This window comes from Fictibacillus sp. UD (assembly GCF_043558025.1).
GTDB lineage: Bacteria > Bacillota > Bacilli > Bacillales > Fictibacillaceae > Fictibacillus.
In genome coordinates this window covers 240,597-256,431 of record NZ_JARUHH010000002.1, presented here as the reverse complement: position 1 = coordinate 256,431, position 15,835 = coordinate 240,597, and the positions used below count along the sequence as shown (strand labels likewise).

The 15,835-nt window shown below is 38.3% G+C and carries 18 protein-coding genes; 13 read left to right on the top strand and 5 right to left on the bottom strand.

Annotated elements, in window-relative coordinates:
• Positions 1-20: 20 nt before the first annotated feature.
• Together P8610_RS04925 and P8610_RS04920 are read right to left on the bottom strand one after the other, a co-directional pair.
• A complete protein-coding gene (locus P8610_RS04925; protein ID WP_394603333.1) occupies positions 21-1,559 on the bottom strand; it encodes a spore germination protein in 1,539 nt (512 codons plus the stop codon).
• A gap of 7 nt (positions 1,560-1,566) precedes the next feature.
• Complete coding sequence (locus P8610_RS04920) at positions 1,567-1,692, bottom strand: hypothetical protein (RefSeq protein ID WP_394603332.1); 126 nt, start codon at positions 1,690-1,692, stop codon at positions 1,567-1,569.
• 467 nt (positions 1,693-2,159) lie between these two features.
• On the opposite strand from P8610_RS04920, the gene P8610_RS04915 reads away from it, so the two are divergent.
• The 9 genes from P8610_RS04915 to P8610_RS04875 all read left to right on the top strand — a co-directional run bounded on the left by P8610_RS04915 (position 2,160) and on the right by P8610_RS04875 (position 11,054).
• Positions 2,160-2,957, top strand: a complete 798-nt coding sequence (locus P8610_RS04915; RefSeq protein ID WP_394603331.1) for a nicotianamine synthase family protein — start codon at positions 2,160-2,162, stop codon at positions 2,955-2,957.
• Positions 2,958-2,985: 28 nt separating this feature from the next.
• Entirely contained in the window at positions 2,986-4,290 is a 1,305-nt protein-coding gene (locus tag P8610_RS04910) for an opine metallophore biosynthesis dehydrogenase (RefSeq protein WP_394603330.1), read from the top strand.
• A complete protein-coding gene (locus P8610_RS04905) occupies positions 4,287-5,162 on the top strand; it encodes a DMT family transporter (protein ID WP_394603329.1) in 876 nt (291 codons plus the stop codon). Before P8610_RS04910 ends, P8610_RS04905 begins: the two co-directional genes overlap by 4 nt.
• Before the next feature lie 60 nt (positions 5,163-5,222).
• On the top strand, positions 5,223-6,770 hold the full coding sequence (nikA, locus tag P8610_RS04900; RefSeq protein WP_394603328.1) for a nickel ABC transporter substrate-binding protein: 1,548 nt from the start codon (positions 5,223-5,225) through the stop codon (positions 6,768-6,770).
• Complete coding sequence (gene nikB, locus P8610_RS04895) at positions 6,771-7,712, top strand: nickel ABC transporter permease (RefSeq protein WP_394603327.1); 942 nt, start codon at positions 6,771-6,773, stop codon at positions 7,710-7,712.
• 59 nt (positions 7,713-7,771) lie between these two features.
• Positions 7,772-8,563 carry a nickel transporter permease gene (gene nikC, locus P8610_RS04890; protein ID WP_394603603.1) on the top strand — a complete coding sequence of 264 codons (792 nt, stop codon included), beginning with the start codon at positions 7,772-7,774 and terminating at the stop codon, positions 8,561-8,563.
• Positions 8,564-8,581: 18 nt separating this feature from the next.
• Positions 8,582-9,577, top strand: coding sequence for an ABC transporter ATP-binding protein (locus P8610_RS04885; RefSeq protein ID WP_394603326.1), 996 nt, complete (start codon positions 8,582-8,584; stop codon positions 9,575-9,577).
• A complete protein-coding gene (locus tag P8610_RS04880) occupies positions 9,543-10,301 on the top strand; it encodes an ABC transporter ATP-binding protein (protein ID WP_394603325.1) in 759 nt (252 codons plus the stop codon). The genes P8610_RS04885 and P8610_RS04880 overlap by 35 nt, the downstream gene beginning before the upstream one ends.
• Positions 10,302-10,508: 207 nt before the next feature.
• Positions 10,509-11,054 carry a hypothetical protein gene (locus P8610_RS04875; protein WP_394603324.1) on the top strand — a complete coding sequence of 182 codons (546 nt, stop codon included), beginning with the start codon at positions 10,509-10,511 and terminating at the stop codon, positions 11,052-11,054.
• Positions 11,055-11,154: 100 nt separating this feature from the next.
• Here the strand turns inward: P8610_RS04875 and P8610_RS04870 are convergent, their stop codons facing one another.
• Entirely contained in the window at positions 11,155-11,376 is a 222-nt protein-coding gene (locus tag P8610_RS04870) for a helix-turn-helix domain-containing protein (RefSeq protein ID WP_394603323.1), read from the bottom strand.
• A gap of 10 nt (positions 11,377-11,386) precedes the next feature.
• A complete protein-coding gene (locus P8610_RS04865; protein ID WP_394603602.1) occupies positions 11,387-11,878 on the bottom strand; it encodes a DUF2975 domain-containing protein in 492 nt (163 codons plus the stop codon).
• A 315-nt stretch (positions 11,879-12,193) separates the two neighbouring features.
• On the opposite strand from P8610_RS04865, the gene P8610_RS04860 reads away from it, so the two are divergent.
• Together P8610_RS04860 and P8610_RS04855 are read left to right on the top strand one after the other, a co-directional pair.
• Positions 12,194-13,012, top strand: coding sequence for an MBL fold metallo-hydrolase (locus P8610_RS04860; RefSeq protein ID WP_394603322.1), 819 nt, complete (start codon positions 12,194-12,196; stop codon positions 13,010-13,012).
• Between the two features lie 84 nt (positions 13,013-13,096).
• Positions 13,097-13,627 carry a GNAT family N-acetyltransferase gene (locus tag P8610_RS04855; protein WP_394603321.1) on the top strand — a complete coding sequence of 177 codons (531 nt, stop codon included), beginning with the start codon at positions 13,097-13,099 and terminating at the stop codon, positions 13,625-13,627.
• Between the two features lie 210 nt (positions 13,628-13,837).
• Here the strand turns inward: P8610_RS04855 and P8610_RS04850 are convergent, their stop codons facing one another.
• The gene (locus tag P8610_RS04850; protein WP_394603320.1) at positions 13,838-14,698 is read right to left on the bottom strand and encodes a TVP38/TMEM64 family protein; all 861 of its coding nucleotides are present in this window, start codon (positions 14,696-14,698) and stop codon (positions 13,838-13,840) included.
• 203 nt (positions 14,699-14,901) lie between these two features.
• On the opposite strand from P8610_RS04850, the gene P8610_RS04845 reads away from it, so the two are divergent.
• Both P8610_RS04845 and P8610_RS04840 read left to right on the top strand, forming a co-directional pair.
• The gene (locus tag P8610_RS04845) at positions 14,902-15,204 is read left to right on the top strand and encodes a hypothetical protein (RefSeq protein ID WP_394603319.1); all 303 of its coding nucleotides are present in this window, start codon (positions 14,902-14,904) and stop codon (positions 15,202-15,204) included.
• A 165-nt stretch (positions 15,205-15,369) separates the two neighbouring features.
• On the top strand, positions 15,370-15,684 hold the full coding sequence (locus P8610_RS04840) for a hypothetical protein (RefSeq protein ID WP_394603318.1): 315 nt from the start codon (positions 15,370-15,372) through the stop codon (positions 15,682-15,684).
• The last annotated feature ends 151 nt before the right edge of the window (positions 15,685-15,835 follow it).

The window sequence follows — 15,835 nt, the reverse complement described above, 5'->3', positions numbered from 1 at the left end:
TTGCTAGATAATCACATTGATTATTTCCTTTTGCTCTCTTGCGTATGCATCAGTTTGGGGCGCCGTTTCATCATAGAGAGTGGCGTACGAATTAAAAGATCCTTTAAATCGCTTAACTGATAGGGAACCGCAGGGCTTAAATAAGGGACGTTAAAGCTCTTGAGTTTAACGAGGTGCGTGCATAATAACAGGACAAACAGCACAACACCATAAAGACCAAATACGGCAGAGAACAGCATGACGACGAATCTGAGAAAACGAATCGTGATGCCTATGCTATAATGCGGCAAGGTAAAAGAAGAGATGGCGGTTACTGCAACCACGATAACCATGATGGGACTGACGATACCAGCCTGCACGGCAGCTTCACCGACAATCAACCCTCCAACGATTCCGAGGGATTGTCCGACAGGTTTTGGAAGACGTAGCCCAGCTTCTCGTAAAATTTCGATTGAGATCTCCATTATCATCGCTTCGATCAAGGGAGGAAAAGGAACGCCTTCTCGACTTGCGGCAATGGAAATCGCAAGCTTGGTCGGAATCAATCCTTGATGAAACGAGCTAAACGCAATATAGAGGGAAGGTCCGAACAACGCGATAAAAGCAGCTAAATAACGCAGCATTCGAATGAGCGTTCCGGAAATCCATCGCTCGTAATAATCTTCGGGTGACTGCAGAAGCATATTGAAAGTAACGGGTAGAATAAGCGCAAACGGAGTACCATCCAATAAGATGCCAACCCGGCCTTCAAGAATCGCTCCCATAACACGATCAGGACGTTCGGTATTTTGAATCTGTGGAAACGGACTGAATTGATTATCTTCAATTAACTGCTCCACATACCCAGACTCAGGCAAGTCATCCATTGTAATGGAATGAATTCGCTGTATAACCTCTTCTAGAAGCTGTGGATCTACGATGTCCCTCATATAGACAACAGCTAAATTCTTTTTGCATTTTGTGCCCACTGTAAATGTATTGATCGTGAGGTCCTCTGTTTTGGACAGGTTTCTTAACAAGGCCGTATTATCTGATAACTGCTCAACAAATCCAACTCTTGGTCCTCGAACTAATGCTTCTGATTGGGGTTCTTCGATATTCCTAGTCTTCGCTTTTGCAACATCAAGAACAAAACCAATTGATGTTCCTTCTACAAGTAACCCAGCAGATCCAGACAGAATAGAAGCGTTGAAGCTTTGTATATGAGATGTCTCGTCAATTTTTCCTACAGAAAGCATATGAGATTTCAATCGTTCTCTGGCAGAAGCTGTGATATCACGACTTTCATATTCTTGTTCATCGACAGACATTAAACTGCGGAGAATATTATTGTTGATCAAATCTATATCTGCTAATCCATCAATAAAGATGAGAGCAGCCCTAGCATGCAGTGTTTCTACCTTAAATTCTCGGATATGTACGTCACTATTTTGTCCGATCTTACTCTGAATCCGATCAAGATCAACGGCGTAGTCTCCTGTAAAAGTAAAGGAGTTTGATTGTTCTTCATTCTCTCGTTCTCTTTCTTGGTCAGAATACTTAGATGATTTTCTTCTCATGATGCTCTCACACTTTCTCTAGCGAATTAATCCATTTAAAAAACTTTGCAATGCCGATTGGCACGATGAAACAAACCAAGCTTTGTACAAATACGATCCAATCAGGAAGGAAATGAAGAACTTTTGTCAGCATAAATGCATTCCTCCTGTAACATTCAAGTATGATTACCAACTTATAGTCCCCAAGTTATAGGAGAAATAACCGGATTTAAAATCCCTAAAAACTTTTGTCAAACTTTGATTATCAATCCCAAATTTTCTACCTTATAGTGCGGGTTGCATCTAATTATCCAAAAAAATGTATGTATCACAAATTTTAAGAATAATTGAAGTAGGAATGCTTCAAAAATATTTTTTGTGAATCAAACATGCCTTTCGTCTTATGGTGGTTGCACTTGGTTACTACTTAACTGAGAAAATGTATGACAAATAAGCGCATTGTAATGAGAAAATAGTATTGAACAGAGACCAGAATATAGGCCTCTGTTTTTTTTTTGTGTTTTTAACTATAAAAATACTCATTGACGAGCTAAGAGTTTTGATGATACGATACAAATCGTAATTATTACGATTTAAATTTTATGAAAAAGGAGGTACGATGTGAAGGAAAGATTTCAATTATTATTGTCTCTCAAAGTGATGGAGTATGAAATCAATGAATTATCCAAGTTTGCTGAAGAATGCGAGGATTGTTTTGACCTGCTAAAAGCAAAGCTTGATGGTCTACACCAGTTTATAACGGATGACAACAACATCAGTCTGTGGCGAGAATGGGGAGAGGATGATGACATAGCAGTCTATTCTGAACGAGTACGAGAAGCTGCTGTTCAAGCTCTATGTAATTTAGAAAAGTACCAGAGCGTGCGTTCATGCAATCATCAACTCAATGCCAGTGAATACATACATACTCTCTCTAAATCTGTAAAACAAGAAATGGAAGAACTCCAGATTACATGTAGCTCTAAGGTTCTTTTTATTGGTTCAGGTGCCTTTCCTGTTTCAGCACTTACGATTGCAAGCGAAAAAAAGGCTGAAGTCTTTTGTGTGGATATTGATCAAGAAGCCGTAATAATGGGCGAGAAAGTAGCAGGAATTACTGGCCTTTCCAATCATGTTACATTTTCCAATCAACCGTTACAGAAGGTGGATTTTGCTAATGAGGCTACTCATGTGGTGATTGCTTCTCTAGTGAAAAATAAACAAGAGGTACTTTCAGAACTTAAAAGTGCATTGCAGCCGAATACAAGAGTCATCCTTCGTTATGGCAATGGATTGAAATCAATCTTTAATTATCCTTTAGAAACGGATTTATCAAAGGAATGGAAGTTAAAGAAGGTTACGAAGGCAGATAGCTTTTATGACACCTTGGTTTTAGAAAAAAGCACAGGCACTACATAAACGTAAAACGTAAGAAAGTGAGGAAGTTGTGGAAATTCAAGAATTTATAAAGAAAGATCTAGGCAACACGCTTATTGCAGGTGTTGGTCCTGCTGCTATTCAAATTGCCGTTCATCTTTCAAGAGGATATAGCAAAAAAATTGGTTTGTATAACCGACCTGGTATTCATGCTGACCGACTTAAAGTGGAATTAGGAGAAAATGATTATCACGTTTCACTGACCGTTCAAGGAATAGATACAGAATTCAAAGCGAAGATTAGCAGTTTCTCTGATGACTGTGATTCTGTTCAAGACGAGTGGGACACACTTATTCTTTCAACACCTTCTCATAGCTATTCGGATGTGATGAAAACACTTCATGCAGGACATTGGAAACGGTTAAAGACCATTATCCTGATTTCTCCAAATATCGGTTCAAATGATTTAGTGAAAAATTATATTGATTGCAATAGGGTCGAAGTCATCAGCATGTCGACTTATTACGCGGCTACAAAATTTAGCAGTTCTAACTCAGTGATAAGTGCACATACAAAAACGTACAAAAAACGCATTTACATGGCATCTACAAAAGAAAAAAGCCCGATACTGGAAGTTCTGAATCGTCTTTTGAATGAGTTAGAAATTGAAGCAGTGATGGTGGATAACACGGTTGATGCAGAATGTAGAAATATAACGACCTATGTTCATCCAGCTCTTTTCATGAACGCTTTTACATTGTACGAGATATTCGATATGTCTTCTGCTGGGAAAAAATTCTTGTATAAATTATATCCAGAAGGTCCTATTACACAGGAGTCGATCAGAACGATGGTGGCTCTATGGAAAGAGATATCAAATCTAGTCACGTATCTTGGAGCGATGCCTATTAACTTATTACAGTTCTTAAATGATGATAACTACCCTGTTCCAGAAGAAAGTCTATCACGAGAAGATATTGAAAACTATGAGACGTACGAGAGGATTAAACAAGAGTACTTATTGTATATTCGCTATTCTACGATTCTGATCGATCCTTTTTCAACACCTGATCAAAACGGCAGATATTTTGAATTTTCGGCTGTTCCCTTTAAGAGAGCTAAAGAAGTAGAAGAGAAACGTTGGCATGTTCCAAGAATTCCTTTTGAAGATTATCAAAAATTATGCGTGATTAATGGGATAAGCAAAGCGTTTGGTCTCAATATGCCAAAGACGGAAGCTCTTATAGCTCAGTTTGAATTACAGTGTGAAAGGATAGAATCCAGAATTGGAATGAACCAACCGCTGCTCAAACCTTGGAAAGAATCAGCATCACAGGATGTTGAAGCCTTCCTGAAAGCAAGAGGCGAGTTATGATGATGAATGGTGTATGGCTTGCTGTACTGTCTTCGTTCATCTTTAGCATTATGAACGCACTTGTAAAAGCTGTAAGTTTAACTATTCCATATTCAGAAACGGTATTCTTTAGAAGTTTGATAGGCACGATTATTATATTTATTATCATGAGACGTAAAAAGGTTCCTTTTTCTAAAAAGGGGATTCCTATGCTTGCCGTTAGAGGAATATTTGGTGCGCTTTATCTGCTTGCCTATTTCTATACGATTGCAAAGATTCCACTAGCAGATGCAAGTATTCTTGCTCATCTATCACCATTTTTTGCTGTTCTTCTAGCTGGTATCTTTTTGAAGGAAAAAGTACCAATAACGCTTATGTATGTATTGCCGGCCGTATTATTGGGAGCTTACATGCTCATCGATCCACAGGAATTCTCATCTTATTCTCTGTATGCCTTTATTGGTGTTGTTGCTGCTTTTTTTGCAGCCTGTGCTGCAACATCCATTCGTTATTTGAGCCAGAAACATCATGCCTACGAGATCGTGTTCTATTTCTTGGCAACGGCAACCGTGGTAAGTATTCCCTTGATGTGGAATGATTTTGTTATTCCGTCTCTTATAGAGCTGTTTTATCTCATCTGTATTGGAGTCGTATCCCTTATTGGGCAGCTGTTTTTAACAAGTGCTTTTACACATGAGAATGTTGTAGTTGTAGAAATCACTCGTTACATTGGTATTGTTTTTAACGCTTTCTGGGGTTTCTTATTCTGGATGGAGGTGCCCGATACCAACACTGTTATGGGTGGTATTCTCATCATTGCTTCTTGTATCTTCTTATCAAGAAGAAAAGAATTAGAAGCGAAAATAAAGAAGCTCAAAGTGAAAAGAGCTTAATTTTTTTAATCTATAAATCGTAATGAATACGGTTTAAAACGATATAAAGGATGGTATTAGATGAATTATTATAAAAAACTTATAGCATGCGCTTTATGTTTCATTCTTATCATGGTGGCAGGCTGCTCCACAACTCAAACGAGTACGAGTAAACAGAATGATACCGAAAAGAAAGTAACGATGATCTTTAGTTTTAAAGCAGCAAACTTAGATCCGCATACAGGATTTACTCCAATTCGAGCTGGTATTACAGAAACTCTTTTAAAGTTAGATAAGAAATCAAACATTGAAGGATGGCTTGCGGAAAAGTGGGAGACGACTGATAACAGAGAATGGACGTTTACCATCCGTGATGACGTTACTTTTCAAAATGGTAAAAAACTCGATGCTGAGTCAGTCAAACAGTCTCTAGAGAGAAGTGTTGAAGTAAATGAATCTCTCGGTGAGTCTTTAAAAATTAAATCAATGCAAGCAGACGGACAAATACTCAAGATTCAAACGACTGAACCATACCCTGCACTGCCTTCTGAACTTGTAAATCCATATACATCCATTGTTGATACTGAAGCAGAAGAAAAGGCTGGCAAAGAAGAGTTTAGAAATAATCCGATTGGGACTGGCCCTTTTACAGTAAAGAAATTCAAAGCAAACCAACAAGTTGAAGTGGAAAAAAATAAAGATTATTGGGCAGGGAAGCCGAAAGTCGATTACGCTATCATTAAATTTAATGAAGATGCGAATGTAAGAGCTCTTGCATTACAGTCAAAAGAAGCGGATGTTGTTTACAACCTGCCTGCTGAAAGCTTGAAAGCCATCGAAAAAGAGAACGAATTAAGTGTTGAATCTGTTCCTGGCCTTCGAGCACATTTTATCCTTTATAACAGTCAAAGCCAGAAAGTATCTGATGTAAAGGTGAGAGAGGCATTAGACCTTCTGCTGGACCGAAAAAGCGTGGCAAAAGAAATTATGCTAGGACACGGAGTTCCAGCCAATGGTCCGTTTAATAGCAACCTGCCATTTGGAATTGATGATGAAGTAAAAGAAATGAATGTTGAGAAAGCAAAGAATTTATTAAGAAAGGCTGGATATACAGAAAATGCTGATGGCAAGATGGAAAAAGACGGCAAGCCTTTAACGCTTGAACTGATCACATATAAAGCACGTCCTGAGCTTCCGTTAATCGCTCAACTGATGCAATCAGATGCAGCTAAAGCTGGTGTAACCATTGAAATCAAGAATGTTGAAAACGCAGATACTCATTTAACTGAAAATAAAGATTGGGATCTCGGAACATACAGCAATAACACGTCACCTAGAGGCGATGGAAGCTACTTTTTTAATACAGCGTTATCAGAGCACGGAGCGTTAAATGTCGGGAAAGTCAACATTCCAGAACTGAATGAAGTGATTAAGAAATTAAATGCAACTAGTGATCTGGAAAAACGTACGAAGTTAACGCAGCAGGCTGCCAGAATTATTAACCAGGAAGTAGCGCACAGTTACGCCGTCTACCCTAACATTATTGTGGGTATGAATAAACGGGTTCTGAATTGGAAGCCGACTGCTGAGGAGTACTATATATTAACACATACGTTGGATGTGAAGTAATTGTTCTCGATCATAAAAAGACGGTTGATTCAACTGACAATCGTGTTGTTTTTGCTATCCATCTTCACCTTTGCCTTAATGAAATTAGCACCAGGCGATCCGGTCTTAACCATATTAAACGCAGATGAAATGGTAGTCACAGAAGATGATCAAGCTAAGCTCAGGAGTGAGCTTGGCTTTGATCAGCCTCTTTTTATTCAATATGGAAAATGGATGTTAAACCTAGTTCAATTGGATCTAGGAAAATCTTATATGACTGGAAAACCTGTTTGGGATGAGTTGATGGAGCGTTTGCCAATTACACTAGAACTTACTCTATTTGCTCTCCTTATCATGGTATTGATCGCTGTGCCAACGGGAGTTATATCTGCTACATATGCAGGGAAATGGCCTGATCAGATTAGCAGAATCCTTGCATTAATCGGTGCTTCTCTACCTAGTTTTTGGTTAGGATTAATTCTTATCTATGTGTTCGCTTTTCAACTTAATCTGGTGCCTTCCTCTGGCATTGGAACGATTTCGCAGATTATCCTGCCTGCTTTTACACTAGGTTTTACGTTTGCTGTTGTTTACGGAAGACTTCTTCGTGCTGGGCTTCTGCAGAGTATGTCGGAAGATTTTATCTTAGCAGCAAGAGCGAGAGGGTTAAAAGAATATCGCATTCTCTGGTTTCATGCGTTTCGTGCGGCCATTCTTCCTGTTATTACTGTGTTTGGTTTAAGCATGGGGAGTTTTTTAGGAGGCGCGGTTGTTGTTGAAATTTTATTCTCTTGGCCAGGGCTGGGAAGTTTAGCCGTAGATGCTATCTTTAGCCGTGATTATCCTGTCATTCAAGGGTATGTTTTGTTAACCGGAGTATTTGTAGTCATTGTGAATCTGTTGGTAGACCTGTCGTATTATGTAATCGATCCACGCATTCGTAGAAAAGAGGAGATAGTGTGAGATTAATCCCTCAAATAACGATTATAAACTTGAAGGAACAGCTTAAAAAAGAAAACGTGATGATTGTAAGTGGTCTTTCCTTTTTAACCCTAATTCTGCTTCTAACATTTATCGGCCCTTTTATTGTTCCAAATGATCCCTTTACAGCAAATATGTCTGTTCGTTTATCTTCACCGAGTTTAACCTATCCTCTTGGCACGGACCATATGGGAAGATGTATACTTTCTCGTCTTATTATTGGTTCTCAATCGACTCTTGGGATTACAGGTCTCGTCGTACTAACAGTTATCATGATTGGAATTCCCATTGGTCTAGTTACAGGGTATAGAGGAGGCAGGATTGACACAGTCTTTATGCGTTTTGCAGATGGACTGCTCGCTTTACCAGAGTTCATTCTTGCCATTGCGATTGCAGGATTTTTAGGTCCCAGTCTGACGAACTTGATGATGTCTATAGTTTTAGTAAAGTGGATCGGATATACAAGGGTGGTGAGGGGGATTGTTATATCAGAACGTACAAAAGAATACGTATTGGCAGCAAAAGTTGGTGGAAGTTCAGATTGGAAAATCATGAGAAGACACTTGCTTCCCCAAATTATCTCTCCTGTTCTTGTGCTTGCAACATTAGATATCGGAAAAGTGATTTTAATTATTTCATCTCTATCCTATCTTGGGCTTGGAGCGCAACCGCCTGCTGCAGAATGGGGTGCCATGTTAAATGATGGTAGACCTTACTTTCAGACAGCGCCTGAACTCATGATCTACCCAGGATTAGCCATCTTTTTTGTCGTCTTTTCTTTTAACTTAATGGGTGAAGGACTTAGAGACAAGTTCGATGTTAAACGACTTTAAAGTGGAGGTCATCATAAAATGACACCGATACTTGAAATAAAGAATTTAAGTATTTCTTTGCGCGATAAAAAGAAAATGTTAATCAAAAATATGAATCTATGTGTTCAAAATGGTCAGATGCTTGGATTGGTAGGAGAAAGTGGAAGTGGTAAGAGTTTAACAGCGACAGCTATTTTGGGATTGCTGCCATCCTCTTTAGAGATTGTGAGCGGTACAATTCAGTTTGGCAGTTATGAGATCACTTCTCTTACAGAAAAAGAATGCAGCCAGATACGAGGTAAGGAGATTGCCTACTTGCCTCAAAACTACCAAAGTTATTTTACCCCTTTTATAAAAATAGGCCATCAATTGGTTGAAATCATTAGAACTCATACTGCAAAAAAGAAAACGGATGCAAAAGAGATGGCGCTTTACTGGTTAAATAGAGTGAACTTGCCGGCAGAAAGAGTATTCAATAGTTATCCGTATCAACTCAGTGGCGGGCAGTTACAAAGAGCATCCCTTGCAGCTGCCATCATGTTTCGTCCAAAATTGATTATTGCCGATGAGCCGACAACTGCCTTAGATGTCGTGAACGGAGAAATCATTTTAGATCTATTAAGGGACGTTCAACAAGAAATGAATTGTGCTGTTCTACTAATCTCTCATGATCTGAAGAAAATGGTGAATAAAGTCGATGAACTCGCTGTCATGTATGGTGGACATATAGCTGAAATAGGAAAGACAAGAGCAATCTCCAACAATCCTGTTCATCCCTACACCCATTTATTATTTCAATCCAGTCTTAAACTCAGTAAATCGGTTCCAAAAGAGCTTCCAACCATCCATGGTGAACCAGGACTCGTTTCTCTAAGTGGATGTTCATTTTTACTAAGATGTCCCTACGCAACTGAGGAATGCAGCAAGCGACCTCAGATGAAAACAGTAGGGAAACAGCACCTAGTTGCATGTCATAGTGTGTCTGGAGGTTTGAAGAAAGATGTTAGCTATTCATTCAATTACCAAAACGTATGAAGCCAAGCCTGTGTTAAGCGATATTACATTGAGGGTTAACCGAGGAGAGAGCTTAGGTGTTATCGGAGAAAGCGGCAGCGGGAAAAGTACACTGGCAAAGATTGTTTTGGGCCTTACTTCCGTTGATAAGGGAGAAGTCATTTTTCAGGGAGTCCATCTTCATGATCTGAAAGGCAAATCATTAAAAAACTTCAGGCGACACGTTCAAATTGTGTTTCAAGACCCTACTAGTTCTCTCAACCCTAAACTCCCTGTCTGGAAATCAGTAATTGAACCATTAGAGAACTACCCTGAAGTGGTACCCTCGTTCTTAAAAGAAGTCAGGCATGATAAGAAACAAATGGCGGGTATGTTGTTTAATCAAGTCGGGTTGTCACAAACTTTAATAGAGAAGTTTCCGCACCAGTTAAGCGGTGGACAAAAGCAAAGGATAGCGATAGCAAGAGCGATCAGCCTTCAGCCTGCTCTCCTTATATGTGATGAACCAACATCAAGTCTAGATGTGTCTGTACAGGCTCAAATTTTAAATTTGTTAAAGCAACTTAAACAAGAGTTGGGTATGTCGATTATTTTCATATCCCATGACTTAGCGGCGGTGCAATTTATGTGTGAAGAGATTGCTGTTTTAAAAGATGGAGAGTTGTTGGAGACCTTTCCGACCGAAGAAATATTTTCTGTGAAGCGACACGATTATACGAAAAAGCTAGTGGAAATGGCTTTATAAAAGATGTAAGGACAAGAAATCATAAATCAGCACACTTTTAAAAAGAAGTGCTGATTTTATATATATATATATAAATAAAGTTCCTTCAATAATGTGTGTTGAATTAAGTCAATATGGTAAATTTAAACAAGGTAATAAAATACAATAATAGAGAAAACGAATATGATCTTAAACACTTACTCAGTAGTTAGTTAAAGGAGAACCGTAATGTCAAAAACCAAAAAGCTTTTAAGTGGTATCTTGTCTACAGCTTTTGCATTGAGTGCTTGCAGCCCTAAGGAAGAGATTGCAGTACAAGAGGAACTAACTTTTTCAGAAGATGAGATTAACGACTACGTCTATACGGACGAAGAAGTAGTTGTTGAAAATGAAGTAGACTTAGATCATTTACAATCCAACTATCCAGACATGGATCTTCAAGCCATTGAGGTTTATATGGAAGAGAACAACCTAGAATACAACGAAGAAGAGTTAATTGCTTTTTTAGATGATCTTTATGAAAATGGTGAACCCACATTAACTTCTAACTATTATGCCAACGAAAACTCATTTCCTTGGTGGATCTTTCTAATAGCTAATCCACTCAAAACAAAGCCGACAGGAAAAATAACGTTGACTAAACCTGCTTCACCCACGCCATCCACAGTAAATCCAACAACAAAGCCAAGTTCCAATGTGACTACTTCTCCTTCATCAAGTGGAACAAAATCTGGTTCTGGTTTCGGTACCGGCAGTAATTCTTCAGGTTCATAAAAACGATCAGTCTTTTGCTTATAAAATTAACATGAAAAAACCCGAATATGAGACTTTAATAGAAGTCTATTATTCGGGTTACAGTTCGTGCTCCGCAGTGTTAACGCCCTTCTTCTTCGTCAGGTTTATACTCCAAAAGATCTCCTGGTTGACAGTCTAAAGCCTTACAAATGGCGTCTAAAGTGGTAAGTCGAATGGCTTTTGCCTTTCCGTTTTTCAAAATAGAAAGGTTAGCCATTGTTATTCCGACCCTTTCTGAGAGTTCTGTTACACTCATTTTTCTTTTAGCCAACATCACATCAATGTTAATAATAATAGCCATATCCGTCACCTCAGACCGTTAGATCATTTTCAGATTTTAGATCAATTGCTTCTTTTAAAAGCCTTTGGAGAACGGCAGCGAATACTGCTATAACAATGGATGCCCCAATAAAGGCCATACCAACTAATACGAGACCTGGTGCATCATCCCACTCTGCAATGATAAAAACCAATGGTAAGGCAACAACATAAAGACCGCTGATTGTGAGCGCACAGTTTTTTATTTTCTTTAAAGCTCTAACTGATAACTCAGAGAACGCTTTATTCTTGTCAATATACTGTAAAAGCTTAAAAGCCTGATAGAGAGCGAAGTAAAAAGGAATTGTCGACGCATAGACAACAAATAAGATGCCGAAAACTACATATGCCAACTCTGATCCCTTTTGTGCTTCTTCCGTTGCTTTAATAGCTAGTTGGGGTAACAAAAATAAACACAAACCCAGAACGGGAATTCCTAAAAGAAAAACAGATATCTTCAAGAAGAATGTTGAACCATTTTTAATAAAAAACACCTCGCTATTTTTCATTATTTTTACTTGATTATAAATAATTATTTATTGAATTACAATAAATTTTTATTCTTTATCGTCGGTCAGGTTTTAGGTTCTTTTTATAGGAAGAATTGCATATATTCTTTGGGTTTGTTCATGTGAGTTCTAAGCGATTTGGATTTTTTTATAACGAATTCATTCTTTATTCCATTTCTCGGAGAAGGAGAAGTGGTTTTTTTTATTGAACTTAAGATGCAGTGATTATCAAGAACTGGCCATCTCATAACTATTAAGAACTTTGGGTCAGAAGATATGGGGAGGTAAGCGATGTTTGTAAAAAAGAAATCCCATTCGGGTGAAAAGAACGGGGTTGCTTATGTAAATGGAGAGTTAATGTTTCAAGGAGTTGCGTTAAACGTTTATTGTTATTTAGTAGATGGCGTATTAATTGATACGGGAGCTCAATCCTTACATAACTATTTTGAACCCTTTATTGATACAGCGGATTTCGATCAAGTCATGATGACTCACTTTCACGAAGACCATACAGGTTGTGCCGCTTATATTGAAAGAACGAAGAAAGTGCCGCTTTTCTTAGATGAAAAGACAATCGACTATTGCTCACAGACAGCAGATTATCCGTTGTACAGGAAGTTCTTTTGGGGAAAAAGGAAGCCGTTTCATGCGGAAGCAATGCCTGCAACGTTTCAATCGAGAAATGCAACGTGGGAAGTGATTCCTACCCCAGGGCATGCTCACGATCACAATGCTTTTTTAAATCATCAAACAGGCCAACTGTTCACGGGTGATTTGTTTGTCAGTGAACGAACAAAAGTTGCTTTAGAAGAAGAAAGCATACCTGACATTATTCGGTCATTAGAACGGGTATTAACATACGATTTTCAGGATGTTTTTTGCAGTCATGCGGGATTTTTAAGTGATGGACGAGCAGCTCTAGAACGAAAACGAGACTATTTAGTAAGTCTTCAACATGAAGTGTTAACTTTACAAAAACAAGGGGATACACCAGAAGCAATTCGTCAGAAACTATTCCCTAAAAAATTTCCCATTATCAAGTTTTCAAGTGGAGAATGGGATTCTTTGCACATTGTTACTTCCATCGTGAATGATGAGAGTCATACGTGATTCTTTTTTAGGAATCGGTTTTAGCTGTACGTGTGATTACCCCCACGCATTTGCCAATTTCATATTAGAAAACGAGGTATTAGTATGTCTGTAGAACAAATAAATACAACGATTATTCGTACTGCTCGTATTGAAGATGCTGAAGCTGTTCTTGAAATACAGCGAGAGGTTATTGAAGAAAAGGATTATTTTATCGCAGTTTCTGAAGAATTTGATAAAACGATCGAAGAGCACGAAGAATGGATTCAGAAGACTTTAGATCATGACCGCGAAACCATGCTTGTCGCAGAATGGGATAATAAAGTGGTTGGCTGGATCGTGTTTAAATCACAAGAGAGAAAGCGTATGCACCACACAGGATCGTTCGCGATCATGCTGCAAAAAGACTGCCGAAACAAAGGGATAGGGAAGTTGTTGATTGCTGAATTATTGAATTGGGCTGAGCAGCATCCAGTGATTGAAAAAGTTACGTTAGGCACATTCTCGACGAATACAAGAGCAATTGAGCTGTATAAAAGATTAGGTTTCGTTGAGGAAGGTCGCAAAGTGAAAGAGTTTAAATTCGGTAATGGTGAATACGTTGACGATGTTTTGATGTATAAATGGGTGAAATAACGAAAAAAGCTAACAGGAAACGCTTAAAATACGGCCGTTTCTTGTTAGCTTTTTACAATAGAATTGCTAAAAATCGTGTTGTGAGCTAACATTAGCGTTTCTGAGCGAAACGGAACCAAGTCTGCGCGTAAAACGTGCTAGTTTGGGCGAAACAATAGGTTCTTTGAGCGAACGTGTCATTTATCGAAGTTGAAACTAGCTTTTCTTTAATCAAGCCTCTTCTCTCTGCCTTACTTGTCTTTTTATCATCGTTGTTAAAATATAAGCAATCCCCGCAATAATGGAAGCATACACCATCAATTCAGTTGTTGTTAAAGAGAAAATCTTCGCCAGTTCAACAGAGTAAGCAAAGATCGTTGAGGTAAAAAGCTTCGATAGTGCTGCAATTATAAGGAATCGCCGAAACGTAACTCCTCCAAGTCCAGCTCCAATACAGATGATTTCGTCCGGTAAAATCGGAATAATGAACATAATCGCTAAAAAGAGGACTTCATTTTTTTGTACATAACTTTGGTATTTAGCGAGATGTTCATATTTTACAAACCTTGAAATAATTCGCCGCCCGCCAAACCTTGCGATGAAAAACATCGTGATGATTCCAGCAAGTGTACCAAGAAATCCTAAGGAAATCGCTGTGAACGGTCCAAAGACAGCACTGGCCGCCGCAACTGTTACCACTTCAGGCAGAGGCAGGATGATAGGCTGCGCGAAACAAATGGCTAAATAGATGAATCTTGCAGTAGACTCATGAATTCTTAATAAGTTTTCAAATCCGTACATGTCGGTTAACACCAACAGTTTTGTCGCGTAAAAGATCGTAAACACGATCATGCTGACAGCAAAGAAATAGAGTGCGATCAAGCGAGTGATTTTTAAAGAATTCAGATTGCGTTTACATAAAAAGAGCAAGTCAAGAGTTACGATAATGATCGCAAGTCCGATGCCGATTAATTTAAAGGTTGGCTGAATGGTCGGCAGCAACTTAAACAAAGTTACAAGAGTTAATGACGTTAGTGTGATGTGAAGTAAAAGTTCGAGTGTGAGTTGTTTTCTGCTAAAAGTGTCTGTCATAACGTATGTCTCCGTTCATAATGTCTTTATGTGATTAGTTTAAACATTAAATGAAGAGGCAGACAGTTTCTCCAGATGTAATTTGAATAAGACTTGAGGCGTATCTGAAAAGACAGTGATTTTAAAGGTGTAATAAAAAAGGTTATGTTTCTATTCACTTGAATATATTTCTATAACTTATATAAGAAATGGGGGAGTTCGGGGTGACAAAAGGTGAGGTGTATTATCTGATTGGAGGAACAATCGGAATGATTGTTGGTTTTATTGCAGCAAAAGTGTATCAGATCTGGGCGATGCTTTACGCTGAGATTGGGGTTCAACTAGCAAATGATACAGGCTGGGAAGGCACGCCAATTTGGCAGTCAGTAAATGCAAACCCCGGTACTACGACGTTTATTGTACTCTTAATTTGTACTTCGATCGGACTTTACTTTGCATACTTACTCATAAAAAAAGAAGAACCTTACATAAACGACAACAAGGAAGAATTTGATGGAGCGGAATGACTTTTAGAAATAAAATAAATGGCATATCAATTAGTGAAACAATTGGCATGCCATTTATTAAGGAGGGCAGCCCAACTCAAGGGTAGTGCCTATTTTTTATGGAATGATTTATCTATAAGGAAAGTATTGTAAGGATAGGGGTGAAAAGAAGGGTGGTTTAAATAGATGGAGAATCTTAGAAAACTGGAACTCGCTTATTTTTTAGGCTTTACCACTGGTGCGGTTATCGGATTTATTCTAGCTAAAGTTTATCAAACCTGGTCTCTTCTTTATGAAATGAGGGGTCGTGAACTGGATTCTTTAACGAACTGGCAACATACACCTTTATGGCAAACGGTTAATGAAAATCCAGGCATAACGACTTTAATTGTTACGCTACTTTTTAGTGCGATCGGTTTATGCTTTGCCCATCTATTTACCAAAATCAATGAACCTTACTATTCAGAAAATAATGCGGAAGTGATGCATGTCAGTGAATGATTATTATTCACTGGCTTTTTTTATTTAGTATTCAACATTTAAATAGGGAGCATGGACATTTAACTGAAAGCACATGAGTAAAACGGATACACGCTAAATAAACTAAATATTTTGGTAATTATTAGCGAAATATGTAGATGCATGTTTTATT